Origin of the sequence: Nocardioides sp. NPDC000445, from assembly GCF_040300245.1 — a bacterium.
Taxonomy (GTDB): domain Bacteria; phylum Actinomycetota; class Actinomycetes; order Propionibacteriales; family Nocardioidaceae; genus Nocardioides.
In genome coordinates, this window is the sequence record NZ_JBEPDH010000007.1 from 104,509 (window position 1) to 120,234 (window position 15,726).

15 protein-coding genes are annotated in these 15,726 nt (G+C 68.3%); 9 read left to right on the forward strand and 6 right to left on the reverse strand.

What is annotated here, in order from left to right; translation table 11 throughout:
* The first annotated feature begins 27 nt into the window (after positions 1-27).
* The gene (locus tag ABT304_RS11455) at positions 28-318 is read left to right on the forward strand and encodes a ribosomal protein L7/L12 (protein WP_350715226.1); all 291 of its coding nucleotides are present in this window, start codon (positions 28-30) and stop codon (positions 316-318) included.
* A 33-nt stretch (positions 319-351) separates the two neighbouring features.
* Entirely contained in the window at positions 352-1,656 is a 1,305-nt protein-coding gene (gene hemG / locus ABT304_RS11460; protein WP_350715228.1) for a protoporphyrinogen oxidase, read from the forward strand.
* 3 nt (positions 1,657-1,659) lie between these two features.
* On the opposite strand, the gene ABT304_RS11465 is transcribed toward hemG, so the two are convergent.
* The 5 genes from ABT304_RS11465 to ABT304_RS11485 all read right to left on the reverse strand — a co-directional run bounded on the left by ABT304_RS11465 (position 1,660) and on the right by ABT304_RS11485 (position 5,563).
* Entirely contained in the window at positions 1,660-2,295 is a 636-nt protein-coding gene (locus ABT304_RS11465; RefSeq protein ID WP_350715230.1) for a protein TPRXL, read from the reverse strand.
* Positions 2,288-2,929, reverse strand: coding sequence for a hypothetical protein (locus tag ABT304_RS11470; protein ID WP_350715232.1), 642 nt, complete (start codon positions 2,927-2,929; stop codon positions 2,288-2,290). Before ABT304_RS11470 ends, ABT304_RS11465 begins: the two co-directional genes overlap by 8 nt.
* Entirely contained in the window at positions 2,929-4,137 is a 1,209-nt protein-coding gene (locus ABT304_RS11475) for a hypothetical protein (RefSeq protein WP_350715233.1), read from the reverse strand. The genes ABT304_RS11470 and ABT304_RS11475 overlap by 1 nt, the downstream gene beginning before the upstream one ends.
* Positions 4,138-4,149: 12 nt before the next feature.
* A complete protein-coding gene (locus ABT304_RS11480; protein ID WP_160027126.1) occupies positions 4,150-4,446 on the reverse strand; it encodes a flagellar protein FlgN in 297 nt (98 codons plus the stop codon).
* Between the two features lie 196 nt (positions 4,447-4,642).
* Positions 4,643-5,563 carry an alpha/beta hydrolase gene (locus ABT304_RS11485; RefSeq protein ID WP_350715235.1) on the reverse strand — a complete coding sequence of 307 codons (921 nt, stop codon included), beginning with the start codon at positions 5,561-5,563 and terminating at the stop codon, positions 4,643-4,645.
* Between the two features lie 71 nt (positions 5,564-5,634).
* Between ABT304_RS11485 and hemQ the strand changes: the two genes are divergently transcribed.
* The 5 genes from hemQ (at position 5,635) to ABT304_RS11510 (ending at position 12,715) form a co-directional block, all read left to right on the forward strand.
* Positions 5,635-6,354 (forward strand): hydrogen peroxide-dependent heme synthase, encoded by a 720-nt coding sequence (gene hemQ / locus ABT304_RS11490; protein ID WP_160027130.1) that lies wholly within the window; start codon positions 5,635-5,637, stop codon positions 6,352-6,354.
* Between the two features lie 158 nt (positions 6,355-6,512).
* Positions 6,513-7,220, forward strand: coding sequence for a WXG100-like domain-containing protein (locus ABT304_RS11495; RefSeq protein WP_350715236.1), 708 nt, complete (start codon positions 6,513-6,515; stop codon positions 7,218-7,220).
* Positions 7,221-7,230: 10 nt separating this feature from the next.
* On the forward strand, positions 7,231-10,893 hold the full coding sequence (locus tag ABT304_RS11500; RefSeq protein WP_350715238.1) for an RHS repeat-associated core domain-containing protein: 3,663 nt from the start codon (positions 7,231-7,233) through the stop codon (positions 10,891-10,893).
* Positions 10,894-10,995: 102 nt separating this feature from the next.
* Positions 10,996-11,937, forward strand: a complete 942-nt coding sequence (locus ABT304_RS11505) for a pentapeptide repeat-containing protein (RefSeq protein WP_350715239.1) — start codon at positions 10,996-10,998, stop codon at positions 11,935-11,937.
* An 82-nt stretch (positions 11,938-12,019) separates the two neighbouring features.
* The gene (locus ABT304_RS11510) at positions 12,020-12,715 is read left to right on the forward strand and encodes an Imm52 family immunity protein (protein WP_350715241.1); all 696 of its coding nucleotides are present in this window, start codon (positions 12,020-12,022) and stop codon (positions 12,713-12,715) included.
* Here ABT304_RS11510 and ABT304_RS11515 read toward each other — a convergent pair.
* Positions 12,683-14,005: a uracil-xanthine permease family protein gene (locus ABT304_RS11515; protein WP_350715243.1), complete on the reverse strand. Its 1,323-nt coding sequence runs from the start codon at positions 14,003-14,005 to the stop codon at positions 12,683-12,685. The two genes, ABT304_RS11510 and ABT304_RS11515, sit on opposite strands and share 33 nt — an antisense overlap.
* A 103-nt stretch (positions 14,006-14,108) precedes the next feature.
* On the opposite strand from ABT304_RS11515, the gene ABT304_RS11520 reads away from it, so the two are divergent.
* Both ABT304_RS11520 and ABT304_RS11525 read left to right on the forward strand, forming a co-directional pair.
* Positions 14,109-14,879 (forward strand): LLM class F420-dependent oxidoreductase, encoded by a 771-nt coding sequence (locus ABT304_RS11520; protein ID WP_350715245.1) that lies wholly within the window; start codon positions 14,109-14,111, stop codon positions 14,877-14,879.
* A gap of 25 nt (positions 14,880-14,904) precedes the next feature.
* A complete protein-coding gene (locus tag ABT304_RS11525) occupies positions 14,905-15,726 on the forward strand; it encodes a hypothetical protein (protein ID WP_350715247.1) in 822 nt (273 codons plus the stop codon).

The window sequence follows — 15,726 nt, forward strand, 5'->3', positions numbered from 1 at the left end:
GTGACGCCTCGGCACTAGGGTTCGGCTGTGGACATCTTCGGAGTCGTCGCCCTCGCCGGTCTGATCCTGCTCTACGTCGTGATCGAGTCCTCGGCGACCAGAACTCGGGCGGAGCTCACCCGCCGGATGAACAGGCTCGAGGACAAGGTCGACCTGCTCCTGAAGCAGGCGGGGCTGGAGGAGCCGCCGGTACCGCGCCAGGACGAGGTCGTCGCGCTGGTGCGCGCGGGCAAGAAGATCGAGGCGATCAAGGTCTACCGGGAGGCAACCGGTGCGGGGCTGCTCGAGGCCAAGGTCGCGGTCGAGCGGCTCACCTGATCCTGGCGATCAGGGGGATGCGAGACTTCTCCTGTGCGTGTCATCGTCGTCGGAGCAGGGATCGCCGGGCTGACCGCGGCCCGCGATCTGTCCCTGAAGGGTCACCGGGTCACCGTGCTGGAGGCATCCGACCGGGTCGGCGGAAAGATCCGCGGGGAGTCCGTCGCCGGGCAGACCGTCGACGTCGGCGCCGAGGCGATGCTCAACCGCCGGCCGGAGGGCGTGTCCCTGGCTCGTGAGGTCGGCCTCGACGTGGTCCACCCGACCGAGGCGAAGTCGTCGATCTGGTCCCGCGGCGCGCTGCGCCCGATCCCGCGGTCGATCATGGGCGTGCCCCTCGACCTGGCTGCGCTCGAGTCCTCGGGGCTTCTCTCGGAGGAGACCCTGGAGGTCGTACGCCGCGAACCCACGCTCCCGCCTGCGAAGACGGATGAGGACATCTCGGTCGGTGACTTCATCGCGTCCCGTTTCGGGGACGAGACGGCCGACCGGCTGGCGGAGCCGCTGCTCGCGGGGGTCTACGCCGGCCACGCCCGTGCGATCTCGGTGAAGGCGGCTGCGCCGCAGCTGTTCATGCTGGCCGAGAAGGGGTCGCTGCTGGAGGCTGCCGCCGCGCTCCCGAGCTCGACGGTCCCGGTCTTCGCCGGGATCGACGGCGGCATGTCCCGGTTGACCGCGACCCTCGCCGATGGCCTCGACATCCGGCTGCACACCCACGTCGACACCGTCACCCGGACCCCGCAGGGCTTCCTGATCGAGACCGGCGACGAGGTGGAGGCGGCCGATGCCGTGGTCGTCGCGACCCCCGCTCCGGTCGCCGCGAAGCTGCTCCGCTCGACCGCGCCCTCGGTGGCGCGCGAGCTCTCCGGGATCGAGACCGCGAGCGTCGCCGTGGTCACCTTCGCCTTCCCCGACCTCCCCGCGGAGCTGGCCGGCAGGTCCGGATTCCTCGTACCGCCGGTCGAGGACTGCGCGATCAAGGCCTCCACCTTCTCCTTCGCCAAGTGGGCCTGGGTGGGGGAGCGCGGCAACTACCTGCGTACCTCCATCGGGCGGCACGGCGAGCCCCCCTCGGACGACGACGACCGGCTCGTCGCCGACTCGCTGGCGGCCCTGGAGCGGATCGCCGGCATCACCGCGAAGCCGTCCGACGTGCACGTCCAGCGCTGGACCGACGGGCTCCCGCAGTATCCCGTCGGGCATCTCGACAGGGTCGCCCGGATCCGGCAGGGCCTCAGAGCGGTCCCGGGCCTGGCCCTCGCGGGCGCCTCCTACGACGGGGTCGGCATCCCCGCCACGATCGCCTCCGCCCACCGCGCCGCCGCGGACATCAGCTGATCCTCAGGCCGGCACCCACCGCAGGGTCGAGACACAGACATCCAGTGCCAGCTTCCACGCCAGGAACTTCTCGTCGGTCGCGGCCATGTCCATCGGCCGGGCGATCGTCGCGGTCAGCTGGAGCCCTCGGCGTCGCTTCGAGCCGGGGACGGGTGTCATGTAGACGATCGTCGTCGCGACCACCGGCTCGTCGCCCTGGGCGGTCTTGGTCGACTCGCGCTCGTACCTGATGAACCGCTTGTCGCCGAACAACGGCTTCGCGCCGTGGTCACGGATGATCGCGGCGACGTGGGTGTCGAGGGTCCCGCCGTTGTGCGCGTGGAACGTCGTCGCGACGATCGCGCCGGGAATGATGGCGAGGCTGTCGGTCTCTGCGGTGGCGGCGAAGTAGGCCTTGACCTGATGCTGCTTCATGAGCGCGTACGCCTGATCGAGCTGCACCCGCATGGAGGCGTGGAGCTCGGGCCTGTTGATGCTCATGAAGCGCTTCTTCAACGCCGCGTCCATCGCGGCCCGGTCGGCCTCGCCGGGGGAGTGTCGTTCCCAGCCGGGGAGGAGCCTCAGCTCGAACTCCGGCTCCTTGGTGCCGCCGAGCAGCTCGCGTAGCGAGGACTGCGGGGCGGGTGCTGCCTCAGACAAAGGACGTGTCCTCCCATGCGTCGAACGGGTCGCTCGTCACGCCGGGGACCGGCTCTGCCGAGAAGGGGGTGCCATCGGGGCGTACGACCTCGAGCTCGGCGAGGAAGAGCGGCATGTCCGCGATGGTGAGACCGAAGGTCTCGGGTGCGCCTGCCTCGACCACGACCATCACGCTGATCTCCTGCGTCGAGAAGACGAAGATGCCGGTGAGGAACTCGACGGTCTCACCGTCGATCTCTCCGGTCCTGGACGCGAGGCATCTCAGTCCGGGACCGAGAGCGGCCCCGGCGTACTCATCGACGTCGAAGCCCTGCTGCCGCCACTCCTCGGGCGAGGTCGGCTCGCCGCCCCCGAGTACGACCCGCACCCGGCTGACGACGGGGGCGGGCAACGGCCAGTGGAGCATCGAGGCCAGCGTCCCGGGGTGGAGGTCGCCGGCGAGGTGGTGGGCGAGCAGGGCACGCGCGCCGGGGTCGACCTCGTCGGTCCACTCGCCGTCCCAGGTGTCGCGGAGCGTGGCGAGCACGTCCTCGACCCACGTCTCCGCACCCGAGGTGTCGAGCTCGCCCGCGTGCGGGACCCAGATCCATCGCTCCGACGGCTGGGCGATCTCAGCTTCCCACGTCTCCGGCATCATCCCTCCGAGGGCTGTGCGCTCTGCTGGTCATTGGTGCGCCGCTCGTTCAGCGCCTGGCTCGTCGAGGTGGTGCCGTACCACTCGCCGGCCCACTTCCCCAGGCCGCTGAGCCCGTCGAAGCCGGCCCCGACCTTCTGGCCCCAGGTGCCTGTGCGTATCCCCCCGTAGATGGCCATCCCGGTAGCGATGTCGGAGCCGCTCATGATGCCCACGGGAATGTCCTTGGGCGGCTTGAACGGGTTGGCCATCCAAGCGGCCCTGGTCCGGGGGACCTCCCTGAAGCCGGTGGAGATGGAGAGCGCGGTCTTGAACTTGGCGCCGAACGTGACGTTCACGGGAGGTGGGTTCAGTGGCGCCGCTCGTTTCAGAGCGAAGTTTCCGTAGCCTCGTCCGGCCGCGCCGGCGGTCTTCCCGCCGGAGGCGGCACCCTTCCCCATCGCTGTCCAAGCCTTCCCGATCTGGCCGAGCTTTCCGAAGGGGAGCACCGCGAGAACCGCTAAGAGCACGTCTGTCACCTCGCACTTGCCGGCTGACGCCTGGACGATCTTGCCGATCAGCACCAAGGCGCCGAGGGCGAACCCGATGACGGCGACGATGCCACCGAGGAAGAGCCCGGCGATCATGAAGACCATGGCGATGGCCTCGAGAATGTTGATGAGGAAGCCGAAGATCTCCCAGAAGCCGTCCTTGATGCTGCCGGCCATCTCGTTGCCGATGCCGTTGACCGCGAGGTCATAGGCGTCTTCCCAGGTGTCGTACTGGGCGTCCCAGCTCTCCGCGTCGTCCTGCCATTCGTCGTACGCGGCTTTCTTCGCCTGCCCCTCGGCGTCGTCCTCTTCGCGGTCTCCCGGAAGCCCCTCATAGGTGGTCCACTTGTCCGTGCAGGACTCGACCAGCGGTCCCATCCTGGTCTGGATCTCCCCGAGGCTCTTGCCGTACGCAGCGATCAACGGCCCGACGGGCGTGTACAGCTCGCTGGCCTCCCGCAACGTCTCGTAGGAGGACCCGATCTTGTCCTGCAGCTCAGCGACGGCCTTTCCCTGCATCTGGCCGTCGGCCAGCTCTCCGGTGGCGATCTGCTCGAGCACGGTGGCCGCCTCGGACATCTGCTCGCCGAGCTCTTCGATCTTGTTCCCGCGAGCGACGATCACCGCCGAGTCGCCGGTGACGGGTTGGATCTCCCGCCCCTTGGGTGACTGATCCATGACTCACTCCATCTATTTCTGCTGGAACAGGAGAGCCGTCTCGCTGTCCCAGTTCTGGAAGCCCTCGACGACGCCCTTGATGTGGTCTCGCACGTCGGACAGCTCGTCCTTGAGATCGTTGCGCTTCATGTCCCAGCGCTGTTCGAAGTCGTCGGCCTGACTACGCAGCTCGCCGCGGCGGAACGGGTTCCCGATGGCGCCTTCGAGCGCGTCGGCATTGCCGACCGCGTGGTCGAACTCGTCGATGATCGAATCCAGCTTCTTGACCGTCTGATCAAGAGTCTCGATCTTGATGGAGACGTCTGGCATGTCGCTACGCCTTTCCGTGTGCGCAGGGCTCGCCGAGGACTCGCGAAAGCGCTCTCAGTCGCAGGCGAATGGGGGGATCCAGGTGGCGCACAACCCGAGACAACCTGGCGACGGACACCTGGGTGGAACGTTACAACACGGCCCGGCGCCGAGGGTTAACAAACTCCTAAGCGAATGTAGAAAGCTCCTGATGATCTCACCGCAGGAACTCGATGATCGCGTCCAGAGCCTCCCGAGCAGCCGGAGCGACGCCGGGGAGCGACATGAACCCGTGGAACGCGGTGTCGTAGTCCACGAGCGAGACCGGCGTCCCGGCCGCACGGAGGACCTCCGCGTACCGCGTGCCGTGGTCGCGGATCGGGTCGTGCAGCGCCGTGATGATGTGGGCCGGCGGCAGGTCGGCGTGGGACGCAGCACGCAGGGGAGAGGCCTGCCAGGACTCGTCCCCGTAGCGCTCGCCCATGTAGAGGTGGCCGAAGGTGCTCATCTGCGTCGAGGTCAGCACCGGACCGTTGGCGTTGGCCGCCTCGGAGGGGAACTTCTCGTACATCTCCACCGCCGGGTAGATCAGCACCTGAGCCCGCACCGACGGCCCACCCGCGTCACGGGCCATCAAGGACACCACTGCTGCCAGGTTGCCGCCGGCACTGTCGCCCATCACCGCGATCCGCGACGGGTCCCCGCCCAGGTCGGTGGCATGTTTCGCGACCCACTCCAGAGACGCCCAGGCGTCCTCGACCGCAGCCGGGAACGGATTCTCCGGCGCCAGCCGGTAGGACGGCGCGACCACGATCGAGCCGGTCCCCGCGGCCACGTGCGACGAGACCCACGCGCTCTGCTCCGGCGTCCCGAGACACCAGCCGCCGCCGTGGTAGTTGATGACCACCGGTGCGCCGTCGCCGACGCCCGGAGGCGTGTAGATCGCGAACCGGCGCCCGTCGACGTACGTCTCCTTGATCTCGACGTCCGCGGGACGGCCGAAGAGGAACGCGGTGACCGGCCCGGTGCGGAGACCCTCGCGCTGGGCGCGCAGGGCGATCATCTCCTCGGCGTTCAGCGGTGTCTTGACCAGGCGCTCCTGGAGGAAGGCGAAGATGCGGGTACGCAGCGGCAGCATGCCCACACCCTAGAGGCCGGAGGATGGAGCCCGGCGCGGATCGGCGACCGGCGGTAGCGCAAAATGGGGGCATGACCGACCCGCAGGCCGACATCAAGTCCAACGCAGCCAAGATCAACGAGCTCAACGACACGATCCGCTACACGATGTGGTCGGTCTTCTCCCTCGAGGAGACCCTCGGCGATGCCGACCGCAAGGCCGAGGCGGTCGAGGTCGAGGAGCTCTTCGCTGCCTTCGCGGGCGAGGACATCGTCGTGCGTGGCACCTACGACGTGGCCGGCCTGCGCGCCGACGCCGACGTGATGTTCTGGCTGCACGCCGACTCCTCCGACAAGCTGCAGTCGGCCTACCACCGCCTGCGCCGCACCGCCTTCGGTGGCCGGCTCGTGCCGGTCTGGTCGCAGATGGCGCTGCACCGCCCGGCCGAGTTCAACCGGAGCCACCTGCCCGCGTTCCTCGCCGACGAGCGCACCCACGACTACGTCGCGGTCTACCCGTTCATCCGCTCCTACGAGTGGTATCTCCTCGACGACAAGGAGCGCCGCCGCCTGCTCGCCGAGCACGGCCAGATGGCCCGCGACTACCCGGACGTCCGGGCCAACACCGTCCCGTCCTTCGCCCTCGGCGACTACGAGTGGATGCTGGCCTTCGAGGCCGACGACCTCTCCCGCATCGTCGACCTGATGCGCCACCTCCGTGGCTCCGAGACCCGCCGTCACGTACGCGAGGAGGTGCCGTTCTACACCGGTGCCCGCGTCGAGATCGGCGACCTCCTGGAGCGCCTCCCCTGACGCATCCCTGACCGGCCGGAGATCTCGGAAATTCGCTGTCCGGCCCGGTACGTCTCCACTAGCCTTTCCCGTCGCGGTGGCTCGTGCTCGGGTTCGATTGCCGATCTCGTCATGGTCGCCTGATCTCCAAACGACCGCGGGAGGGCATGAGGATGGGGATGACGATCCCTGGGGAGCTGGATTTCGTTCTCGACCTGCTCGGCTATGAATGGCCGAACGTGGACGAGGATGCCGTCCGTGACGCCGCGCAGCTGCTGCGCGGGCTGGAGTCGGACCTGCGCGGCACTCTCGATGAGCTGCAGATCCGGGTCAACGAGCTCGGCGACGGCGCCAAGGCCCAGTCGACGAATGCCCTGATCAGGGCGTGGACCGAGAACCGTACGTCGAACATGGATGCGGTGCTCGACACGCTGCCCGGGGTCGCGTCGGGGATCGATGTCGCCGCCGATGCGATCGTTGCGTTGAAGATGAAGGTCATCGCCGAGCTGACGATCACGGCCGCCCAGATCGCCGCGGCCGCTGCGAGCGCGGTGGTCACCGCCGGCCTGAGCGTGGTCGGCAACGCAGCGATCATCGCTGCACGGAAGAAGGCCCTCGACATCGCGACCGATATCGCCATGGAAGAGCTGATCGGTCAGCTGGCGACGATGGTGGTCGAGCCGCTGACCGGCACGATCGCCGAGCTCGCCGTGTCGATCGCGGGGGCTCCGCTGGTGACCGACGGCGACGCGACCGCCGCGACCGAGCTCAGCTACGACGTGATGGAGCAGATCGCCACCGCGCTCAACGACTGCGGTGCGGACCAGTACGACCTGTGCACCACGTTCGCAGCCGAAGTGTCCGCCCTGCCCTTCTTCCAGTCCTAGGAGAACTTCGATGGCCAGAAAGATGGATGATGTCGTCGAGGAGCTCCGGGACGCGGCGACCAAGGCTCTCACCGACGTCGGACACTCGCTGAAGAAGAACGCCGACGACGTCGCCGACGGGATCCGGAAGCACGCGGAGGCACGTCGCGACCTGGACAGCGACATGGCGAGATCCGGCTCCGACAAGCCCGGCCGGACCGACAGCCTGCCCTCGGACAAGGGTGGTACGGACAAGGACGGAAATCGTGACCAGCAGGGTTGTGGTGACCCGGTCGATGTGGCCACGGGCGCGGTCTTCCTGCAGCAGACCGACCTGACGCTGCCGGGTGACCTCCCGTTGGTCTTGAGTCGGAAGCACTCGAGCGACTGGACCTACGGTCATTGGTTCGGCCTCTCTTGGTCCTCGACGTTCGACGAGCGGATCGATGTCCACACCGATCTGGTCGGACGACGTTCAGCGGTCGTGGTGGCCGCCGACACCAGGGCGCATGTCTTCAAGAACTTCACGGTCGGCGAGGACGCCCGGCCGGTCGCTGGCGGGCCGCTCCGGCTGCAGGCCACCGAGGATGGTGGCTATCGCGTGCTGGACACGGCGACCGGGGAGACCCGTCATTTCGGCGCCGTCGTGGGCGGGACTGCCTGGCTGTCGTCGATCTCGAACCCGTCGGGCGACTGGATCCGGTTCACCCGTGACGAGCAGGGCGCACCCGCGGAGGTGACCCACAGTGCGGGGTACCGGGTTCAGGTGGTGACCACCGGAAACCGGGTCACCGGGTTGTCGGTGACCCGTTCTGACGGTGCCGACGCGGTACAGGTCGCGGGCTACCGCTACGACGACCATGGCGATCTGGTCGGAGTCGTCAACGGCTCCGGTGAGGAGCTGGAGTTCGCCTATACCCAGCACCGTGTAACCCGCTGGGTCGACCGCAACGGCACCTTCTACGACTACGTCTACGACACCCAGGGCCGCTGTGTCAGCCAGGGTGGCTCCGACGGCGTCATGCGGAACACGTTCGAGTACGGCGAGCCCAACGCCAGCGGCCTGCGTGAGACCAGGGTCACCGACTCCCGTGAACTCACCACGACGTTCAAGATCAACTCCCGCTTCCAGGTCGTCGCCAGAATCGACCCGCTCGGTGGTGCCGCCAGCTCGGAGTGGAGCGGGCAGAACCAGCTGCTCGCGCGCACCGACCCGCTCGGCCGCCGCACGACGTTCGCCTACGACGAAGCCGGCAACCTCATGAAGGTCACTCGACCGGACGGTAGCCAGATCACGATGGAGTGGGTCGACACCGTAGCGGGGCCGCGACCGGCCAGCTACGTGCTTCCCGACGGGTCCGTGACGACGTTGAGCTACGACGAGGCCGGGCGGCGCACCTCGTCCACCGACGCCAACGGTGCGACCACCGAGTTCGGCTACGACGAGCACGGTCACCTGGCCTCGGTCACCGACCCACTCGGTCGAGTCCGCACCATCGAGACCGATGCCGCCGGTCTGCCGCGGCGGGTCGTCGGGCCGGACGGGCGCTGGGCCGAGTTCGAGCGGGACCACTTCGGCCGAGTCGTCGCCAGCACCGACGCCCTGGGCGCCCGCACCGCATACTCCTGGACCGTCGACGGTCAGCTCGCTTCTCGGGTTCTGCCGGACGGTTCGAGGGAGGCCTGGACGTACGACGGCGAGGGCAACCCGGTCTCCTACACCGATCCTGCTGGTCGCACCACCATGACCAGATTCACCCACTTCGACATGCCCGCCGAGGTGATGACGCCCGACGGCGCGACCACGCGCTACGCCTATGACCCCGAGCTGCGGCTCACCAGCGTCACCAGTCCTCAGGGTGCGACCTGGAGCTACGACTACGACGAGGTCGGACGTCTTGCAGCCGAGACCGACTACAACGGCCGGACGCTGACCTACGCTTACGACGCCGCCGGCCAGATGGTCGAGCAGGTCAACGGCGCAGGTCAGCGGCTGGCCTACGACTACGATGCTCTCGGCAACGTGGTCACCGAGCAGGCTGGCGACCAGACCACGACGATGGCGTACGACCCGCTCGGTCGTCTCCTGCGCGCGACCTCTCCAGGCGTCGATCTGGTCATCGAGCGTGATCCGCTCGGCGGGGTGCTAGCGGAGTCGGTCAACGGTCGGCGCGTGGCCAAGACGTACGACGCCCTCGGACGACCGACCCGTCGCTTGACGCCTGCGGGCGTCGAGACCGAGTGGTCATACGGCCTCGGCCTCGCCCCAGAGCGGATGACCGTCGCCGGCCAGGAGATCGCCTTCGAGCACGACCTGTCCGGCCGCGAGACCCGCCGCACCACCGGCGATCTAGTCCTGGAGCAGACCTGGGACCTCCTCGGTCAGCCCCTGACCCAGCGCCTCCAGCGGGAGACCACTTCGACGCCGGGTGATGTGCTCCAGGAGCGCACCTACGCGTACGAGTCCGCCGGTCGTCTGATCGGAGTCGAGGACCGCCTCACCGGCGCCCGCCGCTTCGAGCTCGACCTCGCCGATCGGATCACCTCGGTCGCCCTCGACGACTCCGTGTCCGAGGTGTACTCCTACGACCCGCTCGGCAACATCACCCGCTCCGCCGCCGGCGGCGGCGACACGGAGCGTCGCGACTACGAAGGCACCCTCCTCACTCGCGCCGGCCGCAGCCGCTACGCCTACGACTCCCAAGGCCGACTGGTTCGCCAAACTCGAACCCGGCTCTCCGAGAAACCGGACACGTGGCTCTACGAGTGGGACGCCAACGACCGCCTCACTGCCGTGCGCACTCCCGACGGCACCCGTTGGACCTACCTCTACGACGCCCTCGGCCGCCGCGTCGCCAAGCGCCGCCACGCTGAGTCCGGCGAGGTGGTCGAGGAGACCCTCTTCGCCTGGGACGGCCCGGTCCTCATCGAGCAGACCGATGAAAGCGGCGACACCCTCTCATGGGTGCACCAGGGTTACCGGCCCCTCGCTCAGGTTGAGCTCACCCAGGACGAGGTCGACGCCCGCTTCTACTCGATCGTGACCGATCTGGCCGGAGCACCTTCTGAGCTGGTGACCCCCGACGGAGAACTCGCCTGGCATGCCCGCCGGACGGTCTGGGGTGTGTCTACCGAGTCGACGGCGACCCCGCTCCGCTTCGCCGGCCAGTACGCAGACGACGAGACGGGTCTCTTCTACAACCACCAGCGCTACTACGACCCGGCGACGGCGCGCTATCTCAGCCAGGACCCGCTGGGGCTCGCGCCCGCGCTCAACCCGAACACCTACGTCCACAACCCGACGACCTGGAACGACCCCCTCGGCCTCTCGCCGTGCCGCGACGACATCAGGGACCGGCTCCAGGCGTATGTCGATGAAGCGGTCAGAAAGTTCGACGCAGGGGAGATCACTCTCACGCCGGCGCAGCGATACCTGGCAGACCAGGAAGGCAAGGAGTTCTTCGAAGCCATATTCCGCGGCGAGCGGATCGACAACTGGGTGAAACAGCAGGTCGAGGCCGACCCCAACATCAACGTGGGCGTCACCCCGCGGTTCAGGTACGGCCCGGACTTCTACTCGATCGACGGTGGCCCGAACGCTTGGTGGGACATCACCACGCGAGGAGAGATGAGAGCCCACGAGCGCGACTACAACGCCGACTGGGGACAGGGCCACGGACTCTTCACGAACTAGTGGGACGCGCGCGGGAGCGTCGTCGGCTGGCAGTCGGCCCTCTCGGCCATGTCCTAAGGTAGTGGCGCGTCTCCGACACACACGACTAGGAACGAGTTCAACGTGAGCAAGAAGGATGTCACGCAGCGTTGGAGGGACCAGCCAGGGCTGGCGGCGGCCACTGCGCGCTGGCTGTCGGACACATCAGCGCCACTGCCGGAAGGCATCGGGACGTTCGACGGGCGCGTCGATCTACGTGGCCTGCCGACGTTTCCTGCGGGTGACGTGCGCGAGCTGCGGGGCGTGCGCTGGAGCGGTATCGACCTGACGTACGCAGATCTCTCGGGTCTGTGGTTCTTCGACGTCGTGGTCGAGGACTGCGTCCTCGACCAGGCGAGCCTGAAGAACTCCCGCTTGCTGGGAGTCGAGAGCAGTCGGACGAGCCTCGTCGGTGCTGATCTGCAACAGGCCACCGTGGGCGGAGCGACGGCCGACTCGTGGCCGACGTGGACCGACGTGGACTTCAGCAAGGCCAAGCTCGGTCGTCGGATGTGGTCCGGGGTCACGATCACCAGGTGTACCTTCACCGACACCAAGATGAAGGGCACCGAGTTCTATCGTTGCTCGATCAGCGACACGATGTTCGCCACCGACCTGAGCGAGGTGATCTTCGACGGCAAGCGCTCGGGTCTGGCGCGCGACCTGCCGTTCCCCGAGCAGGAGTCGGTCGTGATGCGGCGGGTGGACCTCTCGCGGAGCAGGCTGATGTTCACCGGCTTCCGCACGTGCACGATGGAGGGCGTGTCGTGGCCAGAGGATCCGAAGGTTCGGGTGATCTTGGAGCCGGCGGACGTGGTCGAGAAGGCGGCCGGATGGCTGGAGGCCCAAGACGGCCGCGGCAACAGCGGCGCCGCGAAGGGGCTCCGTCGGCTGTTGGACGAGGTGAACGTGCTGCTACCCGACGGGACACCGTTCGTCGTCGTCAATCTTGCCGAGTGGGAGCAACCGGCGTACGCCGTCGACATGGAGGCCGCGCTCTTCGGCGAGGGCCAGAGGGATCGTTGACCCGGCTCGAGGGCGTAGGGCTCGGAGCGGGCGGACAGTCTGAGCTGATCCGATCAGCATCTGATCGAGGAAACGCGTGGAGATGGACGAACTGATCGCGCGGGGATTCTGGGGTCCGAGGCAGGAGTCACCGGTTCAGATCGCTGACAAGCTGGTGGCGTTCCTCGCGGCTCTGGACGACGTGGTCGGTGAGGCCCTTCGGTGGTCGTCGCCCCATCTCGCGGACGGGCTGATCGCAGATCCTGCGAACGCCCTGCAGGTGATAGGGGAGGCGTTCCGTCGCAACGTCGACGCACCGCATCTCGGGGTGACCCAGGCGTACGATGCGCGCGGAGAGAGGACCGAGGACTCCTCGATCACGATGAATGTGGGCGGGTATTCCGCGGCCCCGAACGTACGTAACGCCTTTGTGCTCACGTGGCGCGGAGAGGACGCGGGGGTGTTCGCGGACCCGATCTTGCGCCAGCTCATCTCTGTGTGGGAGCCGGACTGGGCCGCTGTGGGCCCGAGGTCCTTCATGCGCGCTCTCTCCGAAGTGCAGCCGGTCGGAACGCCTGAACCGAAGATCGGATGCCTGACCTACCTCTCCGTGGGGAGGGCGCAGGCGCTACCGGGTGGCATCGACAAGTACGTCGAGAGGCTCGATGACGGCGGTGTCGTCCTCGGGTCGGGTGAGGGTGACGGCTTCCTGTCCGTGGACGAGGCCACCGAGCTCGCCAAGATGCTTCGGCTCAGCGCTGCGTTCTCACCGACGTCCACCTCGCGCAGCAGGTTCTGAGCCAGGACGACGGCCGCGGACCTTCGCCAGCGCGCTCATCCCGTGGTAGATCACGACCGCGGCGATGGTGCCCAGCGCGATGCCGGTGAAGGTGAGGTCGCCGAAGGTCAGGGTGAGGTTGCCGATCCCGATGACCAGGGCGACGGCGGCGGTGAACTGGTTGACCGGGTCGGCGAAGTCGACCCGGTTGTCCAGCCAGATCCGGATGCCGATCAGGCCGATCAGGCCGTAGAGCGCGACGGTGATCCCGCCGAGCACGCCGGCGGGGATGGTGTTCAGGAGCGCCCCGAACTTCGGCGACAGCGACAGCAGGATCGCCACCACGCCGGCGACCCAGTAGGCGGCGGTCGAGAAGACCCGGGTGGCGGTCATGACGCCGATGTTCTCGCCGTACGTCGTGGTCGCCGAGCCGCCGAAGCCGCCGGCGATGGTGGTGGCGAGGCCGTCGGCGAACAGGGCTCGGCCGGTCTCGCGGTTGATGGTGTCGTCGCCCGCGAGGTGGGCGACGCTGCGTACGTGGCCGACGTTCTCGGCGACGAGGACGAGCACGACCGGCAGGAACATGGGCACCACTGACCAGGACACGGTCGGGGTGGAGAAGTCGGGGAGCCCGAACCAGGCGGCCTCCTGGAACGCCGAGGTGTCGATCTGGCCCATGACCAGCGCGGCGAGGTAGCCGACGACGACACCGACCAGGATCGAGAGTCGAGCGATCAGGCCGCGGAAGGCGACGGCGACGACCAGCACGGTCGCCAGGGTGATCGCGGCGACCAGCACGGCGCCGTTGTCGGGGTTGGCCGGGTCACCACCGACCACGTTGTTGGTTGCGGCCGAGGCCAGGTTGAGGCCGATCAGCGCGACGATCGCCCCGGTCACCACCGGCGGCATCAGCGCCTCGATCCAGCCGGTGCCGGTGACCATCACGATCACCCCGACCAGCGCCAGCAGCGCACCGGTGACCAGGATGCCGAAGAGCGCCGATCCCATCCCGCCGCCACCCATCGCGGCGCCGATCGGCGCGATGAACGCGAAGGACGAGCCGAGATAAGAGGGCAGCCGGTTGCGCGTGATCAGCAGGAACAGCAGGGTGCCGAGGCCGGAGAAGAACAGCGTCGTGGTCGGCGGGAACCCGGTCAGCAGCGGCACCAGGAACGTGGCGCCGAACATCGCGACCACGTGCTGGCCGCCGAAGCCGATCGTCCGGGGCCAGCTCAACCGCTCCCCGGGCTTGACGATCGCCCCTTCGCGTACGTTCTTGCCGTCATCGTGCAGATCCCAGCCGAGTCGCATCTCGCACCCTCTTCAGCTCTCGTACGGCGCGATTCGCCGCCTGCCGAACGATAGGGCCGATTCGCGCGGGGACGGAAGCCAGGCGCTCCGTAGGGTTGGACACATGACGATCCGAATCGGAGTCCAGATCCAGCCCCAGCACGCCGACTACGCCCAGATCCGCGATGCCGCCCGCCGCGCGGAGGAGATCGGCGTCGACATCCTCTTCAACTGGGACCACTTCTACCCGCTCTACGGCGAGCCCGACGGCAAGCACTTCGAGGCCTGGACCATGCTCGCGGCCTGGGCCGAGCAGACCACGCGCGCCGAGATCGGCTGCCTGGTGACCTGCAACTCCTACCGCAACCCTGAGCTGCTCGCCGACATGGCCCGCACCGTCGACCACATCTCCGAGGGCCGGCTGGTCTTCGGGATCGGCTCGGGCTGGTTCGAGCGGGACTACACCGAGTACGGCTACGACTTCGGCACCGCCGGGTCGCGCCTCGACGCGCTCGGCGAGGCGCTCCCGCGCATCGAGAAGCGCTGGTCCGAGCTCAACCCCGCGCCGACGCGCAAGATCCCGGTGATGATCGGTGGCGGCGGGGAGAAGAAGACCCTGAAGTACGTCGCGAAGCATGCCGACATCTGGCACTCCTTCTCCGACGTGGAGACCCTGGAGCGCAAGCGTGGCGTGCTCGCCGGCCACTGCGAGGCGATCGGCCGCGACGTGAACGAGATCGAGATCTCGACCGCGGCCAACAGCGCCGAGGCCGCCAAGCCGCTCTACGACGCCGGTGCCCGGCTGTTCACCTATGGGGTCGGCGGTCCCGACTACGACCTCAAGCCGCTAGAGGACCTCGTCGCCTGGCGTGACAGCCAGTCGAGTGCAACTTGAGCCTCGCCTCGGCCGTCTACAGGGTATGTGGCGATATGGATGGGTGCTGCTCCTCGCGGCGGCGAGCGCATGTGGGAACGACCAGGTGCTCGACCCTGCCGCGGGGAGCGGCACCGTCCGCTCCACGGGCACCGTGACGGTGCTCGACGACGGCGGTGGGCCGCAGCTGTGCCTCGGGGCTGTCGCGGAGTCGCTGCCGCCACAGTGCGAGGGGCTCGAGGTGACCGGCTGGGACTGGGCCGACCATCCCGAGCACGAGGAGGCCGGAGGCACCCGCTGGGGCGACTTCCAGGTCACCGGCACCCTCGACGACACCACGTTCGCCGTGACCGACGCGGTGCCGGCCGACGATGCGTCGGTCGCGCCGGAGGAGGAGGTCGTCGACTTCAGCAGCCCGTGCCCCGAGCCCGAGGGTGGCTGGAAGGTGATCGACCCCGAGCGGACCACGTTCGAGACCCAGGAGGCGACCGTGTCCGCCGCCCACCGGCTGCCGGGCTACAGCGACCTGTGGCTCGACCAGACCCGGGTGGAGCGTCCGATGAACGACCCGCGCAAGCTCATCCTCAACGTACGCGTCACCGGTGACCCCGCCGCGGCCGAGAAGGAGCTGCGCAAGACCTGGGGCGGGATGCTCTGCGTATCGCGCGCGACCGTGTCCCAGGAGGAGCTCGCCGACATCCAGGACGAGCTCGCGGACCAGCCTTACTACGTCGGCAGCGGTCTGTCCCGTGGTGCCGTCCACCTGCGTGTGCTGCTCGACGACGGCAGTCTCCAGCGGCGCCTCGACGAGACGTACGGCAAGGGCACGGTCGTTCTCGAGAGCGCCCTCTTCGAGCGGGTCGGGTGA